Source organism: uncultured Psychrosphaera sp. (assembly GCF_947500655.1).
GTDB lineage: Bacteria > Pseudomonadota > Gammaproteobacteria > Enterobacterales > Alteromonadaceae > Psychrosphaera.
Map to the genome: position 1 here is coordinate 313852 of NZ_CANMSK010000001.1, position 21696 is coordinate 335547.

At 36.7% G+C, this 21696-nt stretch carries 18 protein-coding genes; 6 read left to right on the plus strand and 12 right to left on the minus strand.

Features of this window, described 5'->3' with window-relative positions:
- Positions 1 to 224 precede the first annotated feature (224 nt).
- Complete coding sequence (locus Q0940_RS01425; RefSeq protein ID WP_299263011.1) at positions 225 to 1208, minus strand: hypothetical protein; 984 nt, start codon at positions 1206 to 1208, stop codon at positions 225 to 227.
- A 249-nt stretch (positions 1209 to 1457) separates the two neighbouring features.
- Here Q0940_RS01425 and gap point away from each other — a divergent pair, with 249 nt between their 5' ends.
- From gap to Q0940_RS01440, 3 genes are all read left to right on the plus strand, one after another.
- Complete coding sequence (gene gap / locus Q0940_RS01430; protein ID WP_299263013.1) at positions 1458 to 2465, plus strand: type I glyceraldehyde-3-phosphate dehydrogenase; 1008 nt, start codon at positions 1458 to 1460, stop codon at positions 2463 to 2465.
- A 134-nt stretch (positions 2466 to 2599) separates the two neighbouring features.
- Entirely contained in the window at positions 2600 to 3451 is an 852-nt protein-coding gene (locus Q0940_RS01435) for a D-hexose-6-phosphate mutarotase (protein ID WP_299263015.1), read from the plus strand.
- A gap of 44 nt (positions 3452 to 3495) precedes the next feature.
- The gene (locus tag Q0940_RS01440; protein ID WP_299263017.1) at positions 3496 to 4683 is read left to right on the plus strand and encodes a benzoate/H(+) symporter BenE family transporter; all 1188 of its coding nucleotides are present in this window, start codon (positions 3496 to 3498) and stop codon (positions 4681 to 4683) included.
- Positions 4684 to 4724: 41 nt separating this feature from the next.
- Here the strand turns inward: Q0940_RS01440 and Q0940_RS01445 are convergent, their stop codons facing one another.
- The 9 genes from Q0940_RS01445 to dapA form a co-directional block, all read right to left on the minus strand.
- Complete coding sequence (locus Q0940_RS01445) at positions 4725 to 5957, minus strand: hypothetical protein (protein ID WP_299263019.1); 1233 nt, start codon at positions 5955 to 5957, stop codon at positions 4725 to 4727.
- Positions 5958 to 6108: 151 nt separating this feature from the next.
- Entirely contained in the window at positions 6109 to 6240 is a 132-nt protein-coding gene (locus Q0940_RS01450) for a hypothetical protein (protein ID WP_299263023.1), read from the minus strand.
- Between the two features lie 179 nt (positions 6241 to 6419).
- The gene (locus Q0940_RS01455; RefSeq protein ID WP_299263025.1) at positions 6420 to 7166 is read right to left on the minus strand and encodes a 16S rRNA pseudouridine(516) synthase; all 747 of its coding nucleotides are present in this window, start codon (positions 7164 to 7166) and stop codon (positions 6420 to 6422) included.
- A 187-nt stretch (positions 7167 to 7353) separates the two neighbouring features.
- Positions 7354 to 7611 carry a DUF2999 family protein gene (locus Q0940_RS01460; protein WP_299263027.1) on the minus strand — a complete coding sequence of 86 codons (258 nt, stop codon included), beginning with the start codon at positions 7609 to 7611 and terminating at the stop codon, positions 7354 to 7356.
- Positions 7612 to 7659: 48 nt separating this feature from the next.
- Positions 7660 to 8880 carry a phosphoenolpyruvate carboxylase gene (locus tag Q0940_RS01465; protein ID WP_299263029.1) on the minus strand — a complete coding sequence of 407 codons (1221 nt, stop codon included), beginning with the start codon at positions 8878 to 8880 and terminating at the stop codon, positions 7660 to 7662.
- A 9-nt stretch (positions 8881 to 8889) separates the two neighbouring features.
- Entirely contained in the window at positions 8890 to 9525 is a 636-nt protein-coding gene (locus tag Q0940_RS01470; protein WP_299263031.1) for a hypothetical protein, read from the minus strand.
- Complete coding sequence (locus tag Q0940_RS01475) at positions 9522 to 13187, minus strand: ATP-binding protein (RefSeq protein WP_299263033.1); 3666 nt, start codon at positions 13185 to 13187, stop codon at positions 9522 to 9524. The genes Q0940_RS01470 and Q0940_RS01475 overlap by 4 nt, the downstream gene beginning before the upstream one ends.
- A gap of 261 nt (positions 13188 to 13448) precedes the next feature.
- Entirely contained in the window at positions 13449 to 14498 is a 1050-nt protein-coding gene (gene bamC, locus Q0940_RS01480) for an outer membrane protein assembly factor BamC (protein ID WP_299263035.1), read from the minus strand.
- Positions 14499 to 14514: 16 nt separating this feature from the next.
- Entirely contained in the window at positions 14515 to 15405 is an 891-nt protein-coding gene (gene dapA, locus Q0940_RS01485) for a 4-hydroxy-tetrahydrodipicolinate synthase (RefSeq protein ID WP_299263037.1), read from the minus strand.
- A 140-nt stretch (positions 15406 to 15545) separates the two neighbouring features.
- Here dapA and Q0940_RS01490 point away from each other — a divergent pair, with 140 nt between their 5' ends.
- Together Q0940_RS01490 and bcp are read left to right on the plus strand one after the other, a co-directional pair.
- Positions 15546 to 16097, plus strand: a complete 552-nt coding sequence (locus Q0940_RS01490; protein WP_299263039.1) for an ACT domain-containing protein — start codon at positions 15546 to 15548, stop codon at positions 16095 to 16097.
- 83 nt (positions 16098 to 16180) lie between these two features.
- A complete protein-coding gene (bcp, locus tag Q0940_RS01495) occupies positions 16181 to 16657 on the plus strand; it encodes a thioredoxin-dependent thiol peroxidase (RefSeq protein WP_299263042.1) in 477 nt (158 codons plus the stop codon).
- Between the two features lie 241 nt (positions 16658 to 16898).
- On the opposite strand, the gene Q0940_RS01500 is transcribed toward bcp, so the two are convergent.
- Positions 16899 to 19235, minus strand: a complete 2337-nt coding sequence (locus Q0940_RS01500) for a cadherin domain-containing protein (RefSeq protein WP_299263043.1) — start codon at positions 19233 to 19235, stop codon at positions 16899 to 16901.
- Positions 19236 to 19613: 378 nt separating this feature from the next.
- Positions 19614 to 20693: an AI-2E family transporter gene (locus Q0940_RS01505; protein ID WP_299263045.1), complete on the minus strand. Its 1080-nt coding sequence runs from the start codon at positions 20691 to 20693 to the stop codon at positions 19614 to 19616.
- 325 nt (positions 20694 to 21018) lie between these two features.
- Between Q0940_RS01505 and Q0940_RS01510 the strand changes: the two genes are divergently transcribed.
- Positions 21019 to 21693, plus strand: coding sequence for a hypothetical protein (locus tag Q0940_RS01510; protein WP_299263048.1), 675 nt, complete (start codon positions 21019 to 21021; stop codon positions 21691 to 21693).
- Positions 21694 to 21696 lie beyond the last annotated feature (3 nt).

The following is a 21696-nucleotide window of genomic DNA, read 5'->3' on the forward strand; positions in this document are numbered from 1 at the left end:
TCTCTTAGTTTCAATAAGGATTGGTAATATTGCACAGTGCAATTTTGGCGCGGATTATATAGAATAATCGCCTAATTTCCTACCAGTTAACTAAAATTAAACGGTAATAATTTTATATATCGTGCCATTTATACCAATCAATCCGATTAATGAAGGTGTCTTTATTTAAATACTATTTAATAGTCAGTAACTTCTGATCGACAAATACAGCATTTAGATCAAAACTAAGGATTAACAACTTGCATGCCTATAAATTGTAAGTACTCAGCAATATCTTCCGGCATGTCAGTTGATTCATTACGTACAATAACCGTTTGATTTAATTGACTTTCAAGCGTTAATATCGCTAAGAAATCGTCAAATGGATAATATACATACGCCCCCTCGTTAACTGCCTTTCCTTTAGGTACCCAAAGTAATTTTAACAAAGCCATAATATCACCTATATTTACAGCACCGTTGCTCATACGAGAACGGAACGCATCAATTATTGGCTGATAAGCTTGTTGATAAAGTTTAATTGGGTCCATAGGTACTAAATCCAATGCAGACTCTAATTCATTAGATGACTGTCCTATCCTCACATCTGTGCAATATAAGTCTTTATTGATATTAGCAACGGCATTACTTTTAGTGGTTGCTAACATAAAACTATGGTTAACCGCTGTATCTATGCTTTGCTCTAAAACTGGATGTTTATAACAAGATTCAGGCGTAATGATCAAAGTACCACTTCCAAGAGGCTCTGCAATTCCGGGTTCAAAAAGTGCTAATTGGTAATAACCAATAGGTAAGTCTAATTCAACGGGTAAAGCATAGTGCTGAATTTCCATATCGCGCACTTCAAAATGACCTAATAATTCTTGGTCAATTGGCACAAACTTTATCTTCTTACAAATTTGGTTATCTTTGCTGATAGTTAAGTCTAGTTCATCATTGGCAAAATCTATCGGCAATTTAAAATGTAAAACGTTATTTTGCCCCTGACGGACAATAGAAGCAGGCTCAACAATAGTGAACCAAGCCGTTTCAGTTTCTTGTTCCACCACACCGATTAACGCATCTTGATCATTAACTGGGTACCCCATTGCGGTTAAAATCTGTTTTATCGCCTCAGGGCTGACTATTTGCTCTTGTCCAGAAGCGTCTATATATTGAGATTCTATTCCACGAGCTTGAACCAAATGTTCAATTAAAGAAGCGTTCATTTAATTCCTATTTACAGCTACAAATTTGACTACAATTATTTAAATTTAGCCAATGGATATTTATTAATTAGCGCAATTATATTGGCTTTAGCGCCAACAGTAAAAGCACTTTATTTAGCTTTATATCCATATGGACTTTGGTAAGTAAAAATCATATTAATTTTTTGCCATTTTACTTTACTTTACAGCCTAATGGATGTAATTTTATTACCAATTTGAAATTACACAACATCATTAACAGGTATAAGTATGACTATTCGCGTAGCAATTAACGGCTTTGGTAGAATTGGTAGAAATATATTACGAGCTTTGTATGAATCAGAAAAGAACTACGATTTAAAAATTGTAGCGATAAATGACTTAGGCGATGCAAATATAAACGCTCATCTTTTAAAATACGATACAGCACACGGTCGTTTTAATGCCAAAGTAGAAAACACCGATGACACTATTACTGTTAATGGTGATTTAATCAAAGTAACGTCAGAAAGAAATCCAGCTGACTTACCTTGGACAGAACTTAAGGTTGATGTTGTTTTTGAATGTACTGGTATGTTCCAGTCTAAAGACACTGCAAGTGCGCATATTGATGCCGGCGCTAAGAAAGTAATTATTTCTGCTCCTGCTAAAGGTGTTGATGCAACTATTGTTTATGGTGTTAACCATGAAACAATCACTCCAGATATGACAGTAATATCAAACGCATCTTGTACAACTAACTGCCTTGCACCATTTGCAAAAGTATTAAACGACGAGATTGGTATTGAATCTGGTTTAATGAATACGATTCACGCTTACACTAATGACCAACGTTTGAGTGATGTATATCACACAGATTTACGTCGTGCTCGTGCCGCTGCAATGTCTATGATCCCAACTAAAACCGGTGCAGCAGCAGCGGTTGGTTTAGTAGTTCCAGAACTTGCAGGTAAAGTAGACGGACTTTCTGTACGTGTTCCAGTGTTAAACGTATCACTTGTTGATTTAACGTTTATTGCGAAAAAAGATACAACGGTAGATGAAGTTAATGATGTGATCCGTAAAGCAGTTGCTGCTGGCGGTCCTTTAGCTGAAGTATTATCAGTAAATGATGAGCCTTTAGTTTCTATCGATTTCAACCACATTCCTTACTCTTCAAACTTTGATGCCACAGAAACTCGTGTTATCGGACGTTTAGTTAAAGTAATGAGCTGGTATGACAATGAGTGGGCTTTCTCAAACCGCATGCTAGATAACGCTATGTTGTTAATGAAATAAGTATTTATTACTAGAATAAATATTAATTAAATTCTATAAAGGTGACTTAAGTGTCACCTTTTTTGTTTATGCCTTTTAAAGTCTTACCTTTTAGTCTGTAGATCAGTAAAACATTAACATTTTGGAGTAATAACATGGACAGCCAATATATTACCAAAGCCACCATTGATGATGGCGTAAATTATCAAATAAACCATCCAAAATTTTCAGCACGTATAACTGAATTAGGTGGGCAATTAATTAGTTTTACACCTACTGGCAAAGCTGATTTATTATGGCTATCCGATTCATGTCCTGTTGATGGTAGTAGACCAATTAGAGGTGGCGCGCCTATTTGCTGGCCTTGGTTTGGTCCTGCATCAGGTTTATATGCTGGTGAGCCTCAACATGGTTATGCCCGCACGGTAAACTGGACGCTTGAACGCTTTGAAGAAAGCGAACACGCCGTTGAATTAGTACTATCTCCTAACTTACCTAAAACGCTTGCTGACTCATTAGGCTTAAGCCTACAGATGCGTTATGTTTTTACTGATAACATTGAAATTGAATTAATCACTAGAAACACCTCAAAAACGCCACAAAAATTATCACAAGCTATTCATACCTATTTTGCAGTAGATGATATTGATGACTCTCAAATCATTGATTTAAATAACGTCAGTTATATCGATAAGTTATCTCATGATAAAAAAACGACTCAAAATGGCCCGGTAAAAATAACCAAGCATGCTGACCGTATTTATTTAACGGCTCAAGATAAAGTCACCTTGCTTAATTCAAACCGTAAATTGGACATTGTAGGTGTTGGACATGACTCAATTGTGATCTGGAATCCATGGCAAAAAAATGCTCAACAAATGATTGATTTTGACAATGACGGTTATAAAAATATGGTCTGCATTGAAATGGCAAATACTCAAGCTCTTGTTTTACAAGCAAATGACTGTCATAGTCTAAAACAAAAAATAATACCTATTTCTTTATAGCGGCTCTATTCCTTACATTTTAAATTAATTACGGGAGCATTTTTATGCTAGTAAATCGTGTTGTAAGTTCAACTGTTGCGGGCTTAGTTGCTGTGATTGTTGGCTTTACGAGTTCAGTCGCTTTGATTTATCAAACTGTGATCAATTTAGGTGGGGATGTAAATCTGGCGGCAAGTTGGATATTAGCTTTAGGTTTGTCCATGGGATTAACTTCTATTAGCCTTTCCCTTTATTATCGTATTCCTATCCTTATTGCCTGGTCAACACCAGGCGCTGCATTACTGATGGCTAACACACAAGGTTTCACGTTAAATGAAGCAGTTGGTGGCTTTATCTTTTGTGGCGCATTTATTTTCTTATGTGGTGTTACAGGTTTGTTTGAAAAACTGATCCGCAGACTGCCATTTCAATTAGCGTCAGCAATGTTAGCCGGGATTTTGATAAAATTTGGTATTGATGTGTTTAATCAAATGAATGCACAACCGATTTTGGTAATTTCTATGTTTGTTACTTACTTAATCTGTAAACAGCTCACGCCCAAATTCACCATGTTGTTTGTATTACTAGTTAGTGGATTACTCGCATGGCAATTCAAGTTAGTTAAAAGTGTTGAACTAACGTGGCAATTTAGTGAGTTTCAGTACATATCGCCAATATTCAGCCTAGAAGTTTTACTTGGTATTGGTATTCCATTATTTATTGTCACTATGGCTGCACAGAACCTACCAGGAATTGCGGTATTAAAAGCTCATAACTATAAAACTCCAGTATCTTCCGTACTGAGCGTAACTGGCGGCGTTACTTTGCTTACTGCACCTTTTGGTAGTTATGCGATTAACCTAGCGGCTATAACAGCTGCTATCTGTATGACCGACGAAGTAAGTGACAAACCAGAAAAACGATATTGGGCGACGGTTGCAGGCGGAATATTTTATATTGTAATGGCAATATTTGCAGGCTACTTGATGAACTTATTTTCATCATTACCAACGGCATTAATCTATGCATTGGCAGGTATAGCCCTGTTTTCAACTATAACCAATAGCATTAAACAATCACTAACTGACTCAAAAATATCCGAGGCTGCGATTATAACCTTACTGGTTACTGCTTCAGATCTATCCTTGTTTGGCATAAGCTCAGTATTATGGGGAATTGTAGCAGGCAGCTTAACCTTATTTTTACAGCGAATTCTTAGAAGAAGAGCCGCGATTAAAAATGACGGTATTTAATAACAGATTTTGGGTTTAGCTAACGATTAAACACTGTGGGATCAATCAACGACTGTTTTTTTAGCTATTAGCTTTCCATCATTTCCAGTAATTACGATAATATTATCGCCTTTTGACAAAAACACTATCTTCTTATCTTTTGAAGAAGAAACAATTGTTCTGTCTATTGGCGCTTCATCTTCATAATTAAATTTAAACACTTCAAACATACATGGAAACATATCCTTGCAGTCGCTAGGTGTAATGCTGTGTGCTAATCGACCTAAATCAGCCCAATCAGGACGACCTTGTTGATAGGTAGTTCTCGGCCAAAAAACTGAAATATCCCATTGATTAGGGTTTGAACTCCAAACTTGGTTATTGTTTAGAAAAACAAAAGGTGTTTTTAGCGTATTCTTTTTAACAGCCATTGTGTATGTTGGATGCTCATATAATTCATCACTTTTTTCCATACGCTTGGTTTGGTCAACAGTGAGCGTTTCAAGTCCAGTGATTGCTTTTAATTTACTTGCTAACCACTCATCCTCTCTTATATGGGCATAGCCGACATGAATTAGAACTTTAGCTTTGGGGTCTTTATCAAAAACTTTTTCTTTAATGGATTGTGCCGCATTGGTTTCACGTTCTTCAATGGTATTTAACTTTCTTGGTTTGTCATTATCATAAGATATTATTTCGAAACCCATTTCTTTTGCTTTTAGTATTAAATTGGCAAATATGGCTTCTTTTGTATAATACCCAACATTGTTAGTAATATAACCTTTTTGAATTTCTTTTGAAGCGTTGTTAGCAAGTGCTTCAACGGCAAAATAACGAAAGCCTTGTTTCCATAATCCATCAAGTAACCGGTAAGTTAATACTCTGTGTTGACTTCTATTATGAGCTTCATTAATCATTACTATTTGATGGGTTTCAGCATTTTTCAAAATTTGATGAATTGCATCTTTAGCTTCAAATTGCGTTAAATCCTCCAAAGTAGAGGTGTTTTCATTTGAACGCCTATCATTAGATATAAGCACTTCCTTATATTGGCCCGCAAATGAATAGCTGACACTAAGTTCCTGCATTAATATATCAAATGCAGTCGAGTCAACCGTGTACTCTTTAGACAGAGTTTCTATAAGCGGAAGCTTTTCAACTAAACTTTTCCCTTTGGATATTTCTTGTACTTTATTACCTATTTTTACAGCTTCAAGTAAAAATAATTCAGTATCAGTATCTGCTGAACAAAAAGAGCTGAATAGAATAAAACTTAGTAATATAGATTTTTTCACAGTAATTCCTTTTATGTGTGATCCACAATGTTTGATTAGTTAGCTAACGAGGCTGTAGAACTTCACCTACAACCAAATTTAGTTAAAAAGCGAGTCCAAAAAATAGGCTGTTTTTCTTAATGTGCTAATGAATTAGGTGGTGCACTTCCAGTTAGAATCTAGGGTTTATATTTGCACTAAATGTTGATGAATTGGTTAACAATGGGAAATTGGCTTTACTTGCTGAGCCTGTAACTCCACAACCTGTTAAAATTAAAGATAAAAATAATATTAGGTATTTCATAATGCCCCTTTGTATAAAACGTTACCTTTGTCACAATCCTTGTTAAAAGCAATTTTTTCGCAGGTAATATATTATGATGAAATTTTGATCATAATAACTTAACAACAGTTCTAAGTATAAACAATCAATTTTTAACTCGATTCCACTTACGACTTATAGCTTACAACTTACGACTGCTTTTACTCTTCATAAAAATAGCCCACTTCGTCTTCTGTCAAATAACGCCACTGACCTAGTGGGACATCTAGTTTTAATGGCCCAATTTGTTCACGGTGTAATGCGACTACTTTGTTGCGCACTGCGCCAAACATACGTTTTACTTGGTGGTATTTACCTTCAGTTATGGTGAGTAACACTTCTTTTTCAGACACCACCGTTAGTTTGGCCGGTAAAGTTAATTCTTCTCGGCCTCTGAGTAATACGCCGTTAACCAGTTGCTTTATAGCGTCTTCAGTAATGGGATCTCGCAGTGTCACTCGGTAGACCTTTTCACACTCACTTTTTGGTGAAATAACATTAAATGACCAACGTCCATCATCTGTGATCAAAACCAGCCCTGTTGTATCTGCGTCCAATCGCCCTGCTATGTGTAGGTTTTCCACATCCAGTAAATCTAAGTTATTGCTATCAGCAATAGCTGAATTAGCAATGCTTAAATTATCAGTAGCTAAGTTATCAAAGAGTGACGGGTATCGGCCACTGACATTTGAACTGACAAAGCCTGCAGGTTTATGCAACATTAAATAGCGCGATGGGCGAGCTTGTTGAATAACACCATCTAAGGTTATTACATTATTCTCATGAACTTGAGTGGCTTCATGACAGTCGTACCAACCGTTGATCTGCACTCTGCCAGAGCTTATGACCTCTCGTGCTTCTGCTCGTGTGAGATTGGTACTTTTACAAATGAATTTATCTAGGCGCATACTAAGCTCGTAAATCGGCAGTTCATAGATTGACAGTTTTTAAATTGGGGAACGATTAGGTTGATTACCGCTGACAATCACATGCCAACGGCTGAAGATAAAGCCCAGAATTCGACTCTCGTAGCTTTTATCTCGAAACTCGCGACTCGTAACTCGAAACTCAAAACTCGAAACTCAAACCTCTTATCTACTGTCCATTCTTTAATGTCGTTTTTGCTTGTTCTACTTTAGAAAAATCTAAACCTAACTCTTCAACTGCTTCTTTAATTAAACCAGGGTTCGTCATTACCAAGCCCATTAATGATTGTAATTTTTCTGGTGGGATACCCAGCGTTTGAATGGTCATCATAGCGGCCATTGGGTTTTCTGTTAGTGTTTTAAATAGGTCGTTAATTTGATCTTGGCTTACATTATGTTCTTTTAATATTTGGATAATTGGGTTCATCTTTGTTCCTATTGTTGATCTATTTAATTTTGTTATTTAAATGTACGTTTAACGTAATCCTAGCTCAATATCTTGAATGATAAAGTTACCTGTATACGTTTGGTGCGGTATACCTTCTAAGTCAATATCAAAATATTGGCGTTCGCTATCAGGTAAACCTTGGAATGCGCCTAACACTTGGTATATCCATACTTCTTGATCAAAGTCTAAATTATGCTTTGTATAATAATCTAATGCTCTGGTATTTTTTCCTGAGTCTATTACTTCACAGAAGTAATTTTCTACTGCGTCTTTTAACAAATCTTCTTCTAGTGATACCGATGATTCCTCTTCAATCACCAGAGGATTTGCAACTGCGCGATTAGCATTTGTTTGCCACCAACGATTAACACTACGTAAGTTATCAACCAAAGAGGTTAGTTCAAATTCCTGTTCCATATTATGAACGTCTGGTGCAGCACCTTTTATAATCCTATCAGCACGATTAAATAAATTGGGCACTTGTGTTTGAGCGCTATAATTCACCGGTATAAAATCTGGTTTTTGCTCCATGTGTAACATAAAGCCTTTTAGTAAACGCGTTCTGCCTTTAAATTCTCTGAATCTGCCAAGTAGTTCAAGTAATTTACTTTGCACTAAGCTGAGCTCTTGAGCACTGGTGGCAAAAGCAGATTGCAAAGTGATCACAAGTAAATGACGTAACTCTCTATTACTACCGGCTAACTGACTTAATACGTCAAAATGGAACATAGACAATTGATTTAACATGTCTGTGACTTGGCTTTGTGCTAATTCGTTTTCACGAATTTTAGAGTCGACCGAGCTTACGTAACCAAATTCATTACTAATACGTGACCACAATAAACGTACGTTTGTCGCTAACGTTTCAGTTAATGTATACACGTGTTCAGTTAAATCCGCTAAATACGCTTGTGATTCATGATACTTTTGATGTGCTAATGCTTCTTTGTAGTGCTCGGCTTGTGTGGTTAGCGTTGCCAGTAAGTTTCCGATATTGGCGTCTATTTGACGGTTACTTTCATCCTGTAAACTTTCTCCTAATAAAGTACGCAGAGATGGACGTAAACGTAATTGTACGTCGGAGTCTGGACGCCATAATACTTTTAGGTCGATTAAGCTCTGGATAATGTTAGGCGAATATTCCGATTCATTAACACTACCGCTAAAATACGCTTGCATGATCAATTCAGAATGATTACTTAACGCGTTAAGTAAACTTATGCCGGATTTATTTAAGTTAATATTCATCTATTAACCTTATATCAAACTTGATTGACTAATTGAATCGTCAGCTCGCTCGGCTAATGACAAGTTTTCGGTCTCGTCAATAAATTTAAGCACATCAAATAAATAATCAATTTTTCCTGTGGCACAGTAGATTTGTTTATCCATATTTGGACGTACTAAATAACCAAGTTCAACTAAGCGTTTAAATATAAGTTTAAGCTGCGAGTCTAACTCGTTCGCTTTTGAACCAAACATGGCATAACGAGATATTTTACCCAGTTGTTCTGCATACGCAGGCGTATCTTCAACCACGGTTTGTAATTCTTGTAATCTTATTAATGTGCCTTGAGTTAACGGTATATCTGTTCCCATGGCTTCTTGAACTAATAGTAACCATTCTATTAATGGTAAAAGATGGCTAGATATATCATTAAATTGAGTGGCTAATATTTTTCGCTCAGCATCGCCAATGGATTGATATGAACAAAAATAAACTTCTCCATCAGCGGCACTAGATAAGTGGCGGTTAAGAACATTTAATTGTTGCTCCACCAGCTCTCTATTGGCACTGGATTGTAAATAACGAAAGGCATCTTCATCTATCGTAGTACAAACAAATTGCCCCGATAACAATAACTCTAATACGCGACCTTGTTCTGTGATCATGCGTCTGCTCCTTGCGTTTCTTTTGATTGCAACTTCTGCGTAATCGCACTTATTTTAGGCTGTACTACTTGTAATTGTTTTTTATCTTTATCTATCAAATAGCGATTTTTGAATAAGGTTAGTACTTCTGATTCTGGATTTGGAAACGCCCCAACAACATGAATATTATTGTTCTGACAAGCATCAAATATTTTCTTGATATTGCTTTGATGTAAGGTCCCTAATTCATCAATTGGCCAATGAATAACTGTTTTACTATTGCCTCGTAATAAGCGTGTAAAGGCTAATAGGAATTTACATAGAATTAAGTACGCCATGCCGTGGCTTGAAGATTCGTTTAATTGGCGGTCAGTACGGATCACTAAATCGCTATTGCCTTCTTTAATATGCAGTTCAATATCTAATAATTTACTGATACCACCGGTTAACGCCGAACGACCTAAAATATCCATAACTCGGCGCATGCTGTAGGCGTAATCATCCCCTGGTAAATCGTGGGCGCCTTCACTGATCCAGTCAGTGTACAATTGATTAAACTGTTGCAGTTCTGGCCAAAATTCTAGTTCACTAATTTTGGAACGAATTTTTACAGCCGACTCAGATACACCGTCCAAAAACAGCTCTTCATCTACTTCTTTACTGATACGTTTACTTTGTCCGCCTATATGCCCTTCTATGTCTTTTAGAAGTTTGTAGTACTCAGACAAGGCTAGACCGAATATACGGCCTTGTTCACGAATACCGTTAACACGTTGCGGTACTAATTCATTAATAAAGCGGTCTAAGTGACCCACCAAACGAATATGATCTAACGAGCGTATACCGTGTTCATTAACTACAGAGCACTCAGCTCGGCTATGTTCCCACGTATCGTAAAAACCTGTGCCTGATTGCGCAGCAATTTTTTGATCAAAGTGCTCTACGTAAGCTTTGATGTCAGCGCTTAGTTCTTCGCGCTTAGCTAAACGAGTTTGGCCTTCATTAATACGTTGAGAAATCGAGCTGTTATCTTCAGTTACTTCAGCCGCAGGTAATTTTACTTTGACTAATTGTTTATTGATATTCCCAAGCTCTTCTTCATGCTCGTTGGCTTCTTTTAAGCTCTTCTCAAAACGAATTTGTTTCGCTTTAGCCAGCTCTAGATTTTGCTTGTAGGTACTTTGTTGCTTTTCTAATTCACGAGACGTATCACTAATGACTTTACGTACATCAGCCAATTGCTCTTGCCACTTAACCTTGTGTCCCATGTAGTAAGTGTTATACCAGTGTTTGTATTCCGCTACTAAGTGACTATTTTTTTCAGTTAATTGGATATCTTGTTTTAATTGGGCAATATCTCGTTTTAGCTGACCAATAACATCTACATCAACACCACGATTGGCTAATTCGTCTTTTAACCAACTGTCTAGTTTTGACAGCTCTTGTTTTAATGAGCTACGACACTGTGATATGTGTGCTTCTACCTGAGCTAACTGCTGCTGGATGTCGTTGATCACTAATTGCCAATGAGAGCTTAGTTCCATTTCAGCTTCACGTTGTTGATCTTGTAGTTCGCTAGTTGTCTCTTCTTGTAACAAGTTTAACTTTTGACTGTCTGCTTTGAGTTTGGCTAATTTCTTAGTGTAACCTTGCTTACGTTCTTGCAGTGCCTGATGAAACTCTTTTAATGAGTCGTCTTTATCTTGTTGAGCTCGTTTACGACTTAATTCAGCATTGTTTAATTCTGTACTGATTTTTGTTTGTAGCATCTCCGCATTTCTAACCGCTTTGTTGGCGTCAACCAATTTAGCTTCGGCGACATCTTGGTTGGCAATAATATTGCTCAATCTTTCTTGTTCTTGCTCTAAACGATTTTTTAATTCATGTTCAGACTCTGCGTACTCAGGGTGTGGCACATTAGCCAATTCCAATAAAATACCGAACAGACTTTTGTCGTCAGCATTGGTTAGGCTTGGGTGTAAGTCGGTACGTTTTAATAAGTCTGGGTGAATAACTTTCCCAAGTTCTAACTCCCAACCTGACTTTTCACGGCGCAAAAATTCCATTAAGGTATTTTGTCCTGGGTACAGGAGTTGTTCTGTGTGCTCTACTCGTATCTGTTGCTCTGCAAACTGCTTACGGCTTTGTTCCAGTTCTTTATTAACTTTATCTCTATTGGTTTTAGTTTGGCTTAACTCGTTGTTAGCTTGGCGTAAACGGTCTCGGCAACTATCTTCAATACTGGATGCTTCTTTGATTGTATGTTCAAAGATATCAATTTGGTTTTGTTCTTGATTTGTAAAGCCTACATTATTAGTTAACGTGCTTACTTCTGTTATCTGGTTCTTTAAATCATGTTGCTGATTTTGATAATCTGCAATGGTTGCTGCAATTTGGTCTTTATATTTTTGTTGGGTATTTAATAATTGGGTTTGTTGCTCTGCATTTTTACTAGCAAGTTGATCACGCCCTGTATCTTTTTGTTCGTTATACCCTTCTAGCTCTTGATTATGCTGCTCTTGAACTTCACTTTTGCGCTTATGGAATGTGGCTTCAATATCTTGGTGTTTTTCAGTTAACAAAGTATAACGAGATTCACCACTTTCTAATTCATTTTTCCAGCGAGGTAAGTTTTCTAAATTCTGACTTAATTCGTCTATGTTCTTGTCTTGCCACTCATCATACTGCTGTTCAACCGTGTCTAATTCAGACTCTAGTTTACGGCTATCCGCTTTTGCACCTGATAAGGTTTGATTTAAATTATCTCTTTGTTCTGACCAAACCGACTCCGATTCTTTAATGGTTAATGTCACTTCTTCTAATGAAGCTTCATTTTCAGCAATGAGCTGAGCCACTTTAGATAAGTCTAATGAATATTGTTGTTTTAGTTGCGCGAGTCTTTGATTGTTTTCACCGTATTCAAAATGCGCTTGCTCTAACTTGCTAAATTCAGGCCTTATATCTTCAAACCCTTTGATTAGCTTACACTCTCGTATCCACTCTTCCACTTTGTTGTGGCTAAGTTTAGTTTCACCCGGCTGAACGCCGTCTTCTTCCAAAATAGCAGCAACCATGGCTTTGATGGTTTCCATTTTTCCTTCTTTAGAATGTACGGCTTTAGCGAGTTTTTCTATATGGCGTAAGTTAGTGTTTTGTTCACACAAGCTAAATAATCGGGCTAGACCAGGTAAGTCCCTATTTGTGGATAACACACCACGGTCATTTTGAATTATTGCTTTGTATTCTTTGGTGTTTAATATGCGACTGCAAATAATGCCTTGGCGTTTTATGTCACGACTTAGTTCTTTTGGAGTAATAACATGACGTTCTTCGGTTAACGAGGTTTGCGCATAATCGTCAATATCGAACGCTTTGGCGATTAATCTAAAGTCTACACCTGTGCCGCCAGAGCTTAAAACGACTTGGCACGTTTCGTCGTTGTCTCTAAAGTATTCATAAATTATATAACTGCATTGAGTTGGTAAATACCAGCGCTCAAAACTATCACGAGTAGCAGGTACAACACGACTTGGATATTCACCATAAAAAACAGGGATTAAGCGTTGTAACGTAGTTTTACCTGATGCATTGGTCCCACAGATGTTGGTGTGACCATTTAGTTTTAATTCTACAATGCCACTCATATGGGTATTGATTAATATAATTCGATTTAAAGCAGGCATAGGATCCCTGAATATTTTCGTGATTCATAACAATAAGATTCATGCCTCTCATTGTTATGATTATAGTTATTAAGCTTGTTTATAAGGGCTAAAGTGTTCAAATTCAAGCAAAAGATCTGATTAAGATCCTATTTTGTTATAAATGTACAATTTGTCATCGCTCTTATAATAATCTGCTCTAAAAACAAAAAAGGCGCTCAATGAGCGCCCTTGTTTATTTTCTAATTTTCAAGCTAATGCAAGTAAATTAAGAGTTGAAAATTAAAGCTCAGCTTCATCTTCTTTTACTATTTTCATCATAAGTTCAAACAGTTCTTCCATACTTGATTTATCTAAGAATGAGCCTTTCTTAGAACGGAAGCTAATATGAATACCTGTGGTACTTGAACTTAATACCACTTCATAGTCACCAGGTTCAATATTTAACTTACCTGAGTAGTCTGAATGGAATAAACGTTCCCATAATGAATCATCTGATTTTCTATAAATAACATCAAAGATATGTAAATCTTCATCTGAATCTTCTACTTCAAAACCAAGATCTTCAATAATGCTTTCAATTTGTGACCATACATATTTCATATCTTGTTGTGTGCTGATCACATAATTACCAGATACATTTTTTACTAGTTTCAATGTTATATCTAACGATGCACGTTCTTTCAATAACTTAACGCGGTAAATGTAGTCTAGCTCTAGCATAAGGTCGTTTAACGATTGCACCGCGAGTGCTTCTTTTCTGTAACTAGCAACATGATTTGGTGCTAGTTCATCACTCAGTTTGTTGTAATCTAGCATGTCGATATAAATTTCGCCGCTACTTCCGTGCGGTTTCATATTAACAACTAAGTTATAAATAGAGCTTTCAACATCAACTAAATCTTCAAAAAACCAGTAACCGTCATCTTCTTGTAAAATATGTTCAACTCGATAACCTGTACTATTTTTAGTTAAAGTTAAATTATTTTGTTTTGCATACGATTGAATACCTTGGTCAATAAAAGTAGGAAAATCTTCAATTAACTCAGGTTTTTCAACTTTAATTTTTGCAGGATGTTTATCTTCTAAATCTATCCAACTCCCCTCAAATATAACCAATACGGTTGTAGGTGAAGTAATTTCTCCATCAGCATCCGAAGAAGCTTTAACTTTTGGTAAGTCATACTCTTCACTTTTTTTAGGATTGCTGAATCCTGCTGGGATAACCAAGCCAGATTGTCTATTCTCAACCTTGTCTTCATCAAAAAATGATGCACAAGCCGTGGTAACCGATAATACAACTGATACAGCTGCCAATTTGATAAAATTCACTTAGTACTCCGAATGACTAATTTACGTGTTGCAAAGCTAGTTTGATGGTCTTATGGTTATTTGGTTCCATTGTTAGCAAAGGTAATCTAACCATATCACTGGAAATCAACCCTTTTTCTTTTAAAGCCCACTTTGTAGGAACAGGATTTGGCTCTATAAATAAATCGCGATGTAACAAACACAGCTTTTCATCGTATAATTCTGCGTCTTTTTGAATATCAGCAATACTTGCCTTAACCATTTTTTGCATTAATTCTGGTTCAACATTAGCCGTTACCGAGATAACTCCGTCACCACCTAAAGATAAATAATGTTGAGACGTTAAATCATCACCACCAAATAATAAAAATGATGGGTCTTGTTGTTTCATTGCGCTTACACGTGATAAATCACCGGTAGCGTCTTTAATGCCAACAATATTATCAACTGCCATTAACTCAAATACAGATTCATTACTTAAATCTACACCTGTACGAGAAGGCACATTGTATAAAATAACAGGTTTGCTGGTTACTGCGGCTACCGCTTTAAAATGCTCAACCATACCTTTTTGACTTGGCTTATTATAATAAGGCGTCACGGTTAAATAACCGTCTATTTCTAAATTGTCTAATTGTTTGGTTTTTTCAATAGTAGAACGGGTGCAATTTAAGCCGTTACCAACAATAAGTGGTAAACGCCCCTGGTTTTGTGCAATTGCTACATCTAGCACTTGAGCTTGCTCTTGTTCAGTTAATGTAGCTGTTTCCGCTGTAGTACCTAAAATAACTAAACCATCAGTGCCACTTTCTATATGCCAATCTACCAATTTCTTTAAGCCAGAATAATCAACATCACCATTTTCAAACATAGGTGTGATTAATGCGACAAAACAACCTGAAAAATTATTAGTTACTGTGGATGACATGATCCCTCCTGATATTAAGCCGGCTATGTTAGCTCAGGCGTATATAACAAAACAAGCGTCTTTCAACCTTCTGGTGTGTTTTTATACTTATATGTTAAACTTGCCCGACATAAAGCAATAAATAGTGTGATTTTTATACAATGAGTTCGTCGTTTTCTACTACTCCAACCAAACATTTAGTACTTACCGTTATAGGTAAAGATAGAACCGGCCTAGTAAGCCAGTTAACCGGATTAATCACGCAATGTAAATGTAATATTTTAGATAGTAAAATGGCCATATTTGGTAGTGAGTTTACTATGATCATGTTATTAGCTGGTGACAATGCTTCATTAGCTCAATTGGAAGTACAACTTCCTCCGTTAGCCATGTCGCTTAACTTGTTAACTATGATGAAAAGAACAACAACTCATAAAGGTCTTGAGCGTACTCAATACCAGGTTATTTTTGATGGTCCAGATAGCTCAGGTACTATTCGCTTACTAACCAGCTTTTTTGCCGAACACAAAGTAAGTGTTAGTAGCTTAAAATCTAAAGCTACTAATAAAGATGGTAAAGAATGGCAGGTAGCTGAAATTAGAATTGGCTTAACTGACGAAATACAACTTGATGTAATAACATCTGGTTGTGAAGCTTTATGCCGAAATTTAGGCATGACTTGTACGTTTAGTCCAATCACCATCGAACAGTAATTTTTAACTCTTTTTCTGAGAGCACTATCTTTTAAAGAAGATATAAAACACTAATTCACATAACTAATTAGCAGAGTAAAGCAATGAATACACTTAATGTAGGCGACAAAGCCCCAATGTTTAAACTTGAAGATCAAAACGGTGACGTGTTTGATTTAGCTGAAACATTAAAAACTAAACAAGTTTTAGTCTATTTTTACCCAAAAGCCATGACGCCAGGCTGTACTGTACAAGCGCAAAATTTACGTGATACAAAATCTGAATTAGAAAGTTTTAATACCATTGCTGTAGGCATAAGCCCAGATGCGGTTAAACGCTTAACTAAGTTTACTGAAAGAGATGAATTAAACTTCCCACTATTATCTGATGAAGACCATAAAGTCGCTGACGACTTTGGCGTATGGGGTTTAAAAAAATTCATGGGTAAAGAATACGACGGCATTCATCGTTTAAGCTTTTTGGTTGGTCAAGACGGCACTATTAAACACTTCTTTAATAAGTTTAAAACCAAAGACCATCATGAAGTGGTATTGGATGTTTTAGAGCAGTTAGCTAAATAAGTGTAGTAGAGATAAATCAGAGATTAGAATTTTAAGTGCTCAGTAAAAACCAAAAAGCCAGTCAGTTTAGCTGACTGGCTTTAAATCATCTGCTCAGATTTTTGTATCTGTGGTATTTTGACGTTGATGATACTGCAGCATTTATTGGCTGGTTTTAACACTCGCAACAAACACTACATTATTAAACTAAGCCTTATAAAAGCCAGCTTTATTAAATCAGGCCTCACCAGAAAATCTTCACTTAATAAATATACACTGCACCTGAATCAAAAGCTGTGCCAACATCTCCTGTTCCTGTATCTGAATTTTCTGAGCCATCAGTAATAATACCCGTTGCACTATTATCTTCTTTTGTACTACTTATTACTAACGTCGTACCATCACTATTTAACGCTATACTGGTACTAAAATAATCAACTTCGCCTGTATTGGAGGCTTTTATATACGCCGTTTGTCCCCAACTGCCATCAGTGATAGTGAATAAATATAAAGCACCTGAGCCTTCCGCTGTACTAACATCACCACCTCCGTTATCAGGGCTTTCTGACCCATCAATAATAATGCCAGTTGCACTATTATCTTCTTCAACAGCACCTACCGCTAATGTCGCGCCATCATCACTTAACGCTAAAAAATTGCCAAAATAATCATTGGCGCCTGGATTGGAGGCTTTAAAATACGTAGTTTGCGCCCAAGAACCACCACTTTTACTAAATAAATATACGGCGCCTGAGTCGCTCGCTAAGCCAACATCAACACTTTCTGAACCATCTGTTATAACGCCCGTTGCACTATTATCGTCATATGGAGTCCCCACAACTAGAGTCTCACCATCACCACTTAACGCTAAATCAACGCCAAAAAAATCATCTTCACTTGCATCGGCAGCTTTTATATACGTAGTTGGCTCCCAAGTACCACTGCTGTTACTGAATAGATATACGGCGCCTGAATCGTCCGTTGTGCCATCACCACCACCGGCTTCTGACCCATCAGTGAGAATACCAGTAAAACCATTATCTTCACCTGGAGCACCTACCGCTAAAGTCGTACCATCATTACTTAGCGCGACACTATTACCAAAAAAATCAAACGACTCTGGACTGGAGGATTTTACATAAGCAGTTTGTGCCCAAGCTCCGCTGCTATTACTGAATACATACACGGCACCAGTACTGTAATATAACCCACCACCCGTATGGCCTGCGACTTCTGAGCCATCGGTAATAACGCCTGCTGTAGCGTTATCTTCATATCGAGCACCTACGGCTAACGTCGAACCATCACCACTTAAGGCAAGAGTGGTACCAAATTGATCATTTGAGCTAGTATTGGAAGCTTTGACATACGCAATTTGCGTCCAAGTACCACCACTGTTATTGAATAGATATACGGCACCTGGTCTGTCCGCTGTACCCACATCGCCGTCTACTTCCGAGCCATCGGTAAAGACTCCTTTTGCCGTATTAGCTTCTCTAAAAGCACCTACCGCTAACGTCGTGCCATCATCACTTAACGCGACTTTATAGCCAAAATAATCATTAGCGTCTGTATTGGAGGCTTTTACATACGCGGTTTGCACCCATTTACCACTGTTATGACTGAATAGATATACAGCGCCAGATAAGATAGCCTCACTAACATCTGTCGTTTCTGAGCCATCAGTAATAACGCCCGTTGCACTATTATATTCATAAGGAGCACCTACCGCTAACGTCGTACCATCATCACTTAACGCAACGGATTGACCAAAATAATCACCAGAGCCTGTATTAGAGGCTTTGAAATAACCAATCATTTTGGTTACTTCATCTACACCAACGTTCGCTTCTGAAGACGCTTCAAACTCACCAGCTGATGAGGCTAAAATAAAATAATCCGTTGATAATGCGCTAACTAAGCTGCTTACCGTAACATCGGCGGTTAATTCATCCGTTACTAACATTAATTCATTACAGTTGTTGGTTTGCGTGGTGTCTTTTTCACATACGCTATACTTCACACTTTGAGTATTAATTGAAGCTGCTGAACTCCACGTTAAAGTCATTTGTTTAATATCACCAGATGCAGCATCAATATCATCAAGGCTAAACGAGGTTAAAGCAATGTCATTGACGGCAAGAGTTACCGTAGTAGAAGCACTGTTACCTGCGCTATCTGTGGCAACCACGGTAAAACTATAACTGCTTTTAGTTTCATAATCTGGGTTAGCGGTTAACGTTACCGCACCTGAACTGACATTAATGGTAAATGAGCTGCTATCAGTACCCGATAATGTATACACGGCTGCGCTGTCATCTGATGTAGCAGTGTAAATAACTTGGCTTGCACCGCTGCTCTCATCTATCGATGTTGCTGTTGTGCCAGAGGTAATTGTTGGAGGGGTTGTGTCTACTTCTGAGCTATTTCCTCCATCAACCACCACTTCAGTATCACCCGAGTCACTTGAAGAGGAGCGACTACATGCGGCTAGAGTAAAAACAAAAGCCGTGACTGCAACAACGCGCAAACTATGACTGAGTAGTTTAGATATATTAAAACAACCAAGGTTACTAACCGTTAAATAACGTATAAACATGTAAACTTCCTTAATTAAAATATTGGAATGTATAACAGCATGATTACATAATTACCTTATTCAAAATATTACACCATATTACACGAGTATATTAAACGATCAGTTTAGGGGGGATTGTTGTGAATTGGCTATTCGTTACGAGTGGAATTTTATTCTTTTTGAGGTAAATTCTCATCTAGACATCTTTGGCAGGTTAGAGGTTAGAGGTTAGAGGTTAGAGGTTAGAGGTTAGAGCTAAGACCAATCAAATTTAATGTCAGTCAATTAAACTGATTGGTATTTTTGTTAAATAAGCATGCTGTTACGAATCTCACGACCTATAATAAAATTAAGTATAAAATAAGATTTTTTGTTTTAATGAATGTAAATAATTAGCAATTATTTACATTCTCCCGGTTCTAAATTCTCGGGTTCGCTTTTCCCTGCCCAAGCATTTATAACCGCTTTCACTAATGACGCTAAAGGTATAGCAAAAAACACGCCCCAAAAACCCCATAAACCGCCAAAGAATAATACAGCCACTATGATATAAACCGGATTCAAGTCGACAGCTTCTGAAAATAGTAAAGGCACTAACAAGTTACCATCAAGTGTTTGAATAACCCCGTAAGCAATCATTACGGCATAAAAATCTGGTGTTAGGCCAAATTGGAATAACGCAACAATGGTCACAGGTACCGTTACCGCAGCAGCGCCAATGTAAGGAATTAATACCGACAAACCAACCAGCAAACCTAAAACAGCAGCATAACGTAAGTCCATTATAAGAAAGGCAATGTAAGTGGTTGTTCCCACAATCACTAACTCAATCATTTTGCCACGAATATAGTTAATGATTTGTTCATTCATTTCGTTTGTTACTTGAGTGATCAAACGTCGTTTAACCGGCATGATTTTATCAAAACCAGCTAATAATTTAACCTTATCTTTTAAGATAAAAAACACCATCATAGGCACTAAAATTACATAAACCAAAATAGCAACCACATTAGTTAATGAAGCCATTACTGCTTGTACTGAATCTTCTAATACTGAGACTAATTTGGTATCAAAATTATTAACTAAGTTAGTAATAAGTGCAGGGTCTAGACTTGGGTATAAATCTGGTAAGGTATAAATATAACGTTTTATATATACCATCATATCAGGTAATTCTTTGACCAAGCCGATGCTTTGTTTCCAAATAACAGGGATAGCCAAAACAAATACCATAGTCATCACGCCAATAAATATGCCAATAACAATAGTTGTGCTTAGGTTTCGATTTAACCCTAGCTGAGTTACCTTTTTTACAGGCCATTCCAACAAAAATGCAACGACTAATGCCACAAATACGGGGATCAAGAGTTGACCAAATAAAGTGATCACTAATGCGGTTAATATAATAACTAACATTAAGGTTACAGCATTTGGGTCTGAGAAGTTTTTCTTGTACCACTGCATCAATACGTCAAACATGTCTTACTTGGTCCTTTACTTTACGTTGTTATCGTCAGCTAATTTTACTTTTACACAGTCACATAGAGATTCAGACTGATAAATTATATTTTGATTATCTAGGTAAGTTGTAAAATTGTATAGACTAATTTCATCATCAAACATAAATTCTTTGACTTTATTTTTAATTAAAACTTGTTTGGCTTTTACAAATGCCAAAGGGCATTTGAGCCCTTTTCCATTGAATATCATAAATTAACGCTAATATTATTAATTTTTTACTTCATTAATCTATCACAATATTGAATACTTGTAGTTAAAGTAATTTAAAGAGTAGTATTTTATTATGGCTAATTATCCTGACACTCCGCTATTGCCTGTCAATCCAACGATTAAGGATATTAACGTCTATAAAAAGAAAATCAACTGGGGGGAAACGCCCGCTTTTTTTCATCTTATTGCCAATGCAGTAGCCGAATCTGAAGGCTTCATCAGTCATGGTTTTGACAATGCCTATAAAAAAATCGTTGATCGCAGTAATTGGAATTATAATAATTTAGGTATAGACCCATCCATTGATATTAACAAAGTAGACCATATTGAGTTAATACAACCTTTAAGAAAGCCTCGAGTTTGTCTTTACCATGTATTTAATAGACAAGGTTATGAACTAATTGCCTTACCATACGTCAAAGACAAACTGATTGATGAATACCGTTGTGGCGATCCAAATATGGAATTTAATGTTTGGGATCCTTCACAAATGAAGGTATTAGTACGAATACCTCAACTACATAAATTCATCGCATTTAATAATAAAAACGGTGATGAAGCAGATATGGCACTTATCGTACATGCTTATAATGTAGTAAATATTATAATTACTAAGTTAGAACAAGAGGTTGAAGTATACGCCATTAAGGGCATGTCAATTAAAGATGCATTCAGTGTACAAAGTTCTAACCCAAATATGGCACCTGACGATGTCATTAAAAACCAAATTTTAGATGATGGTTTGTGATCT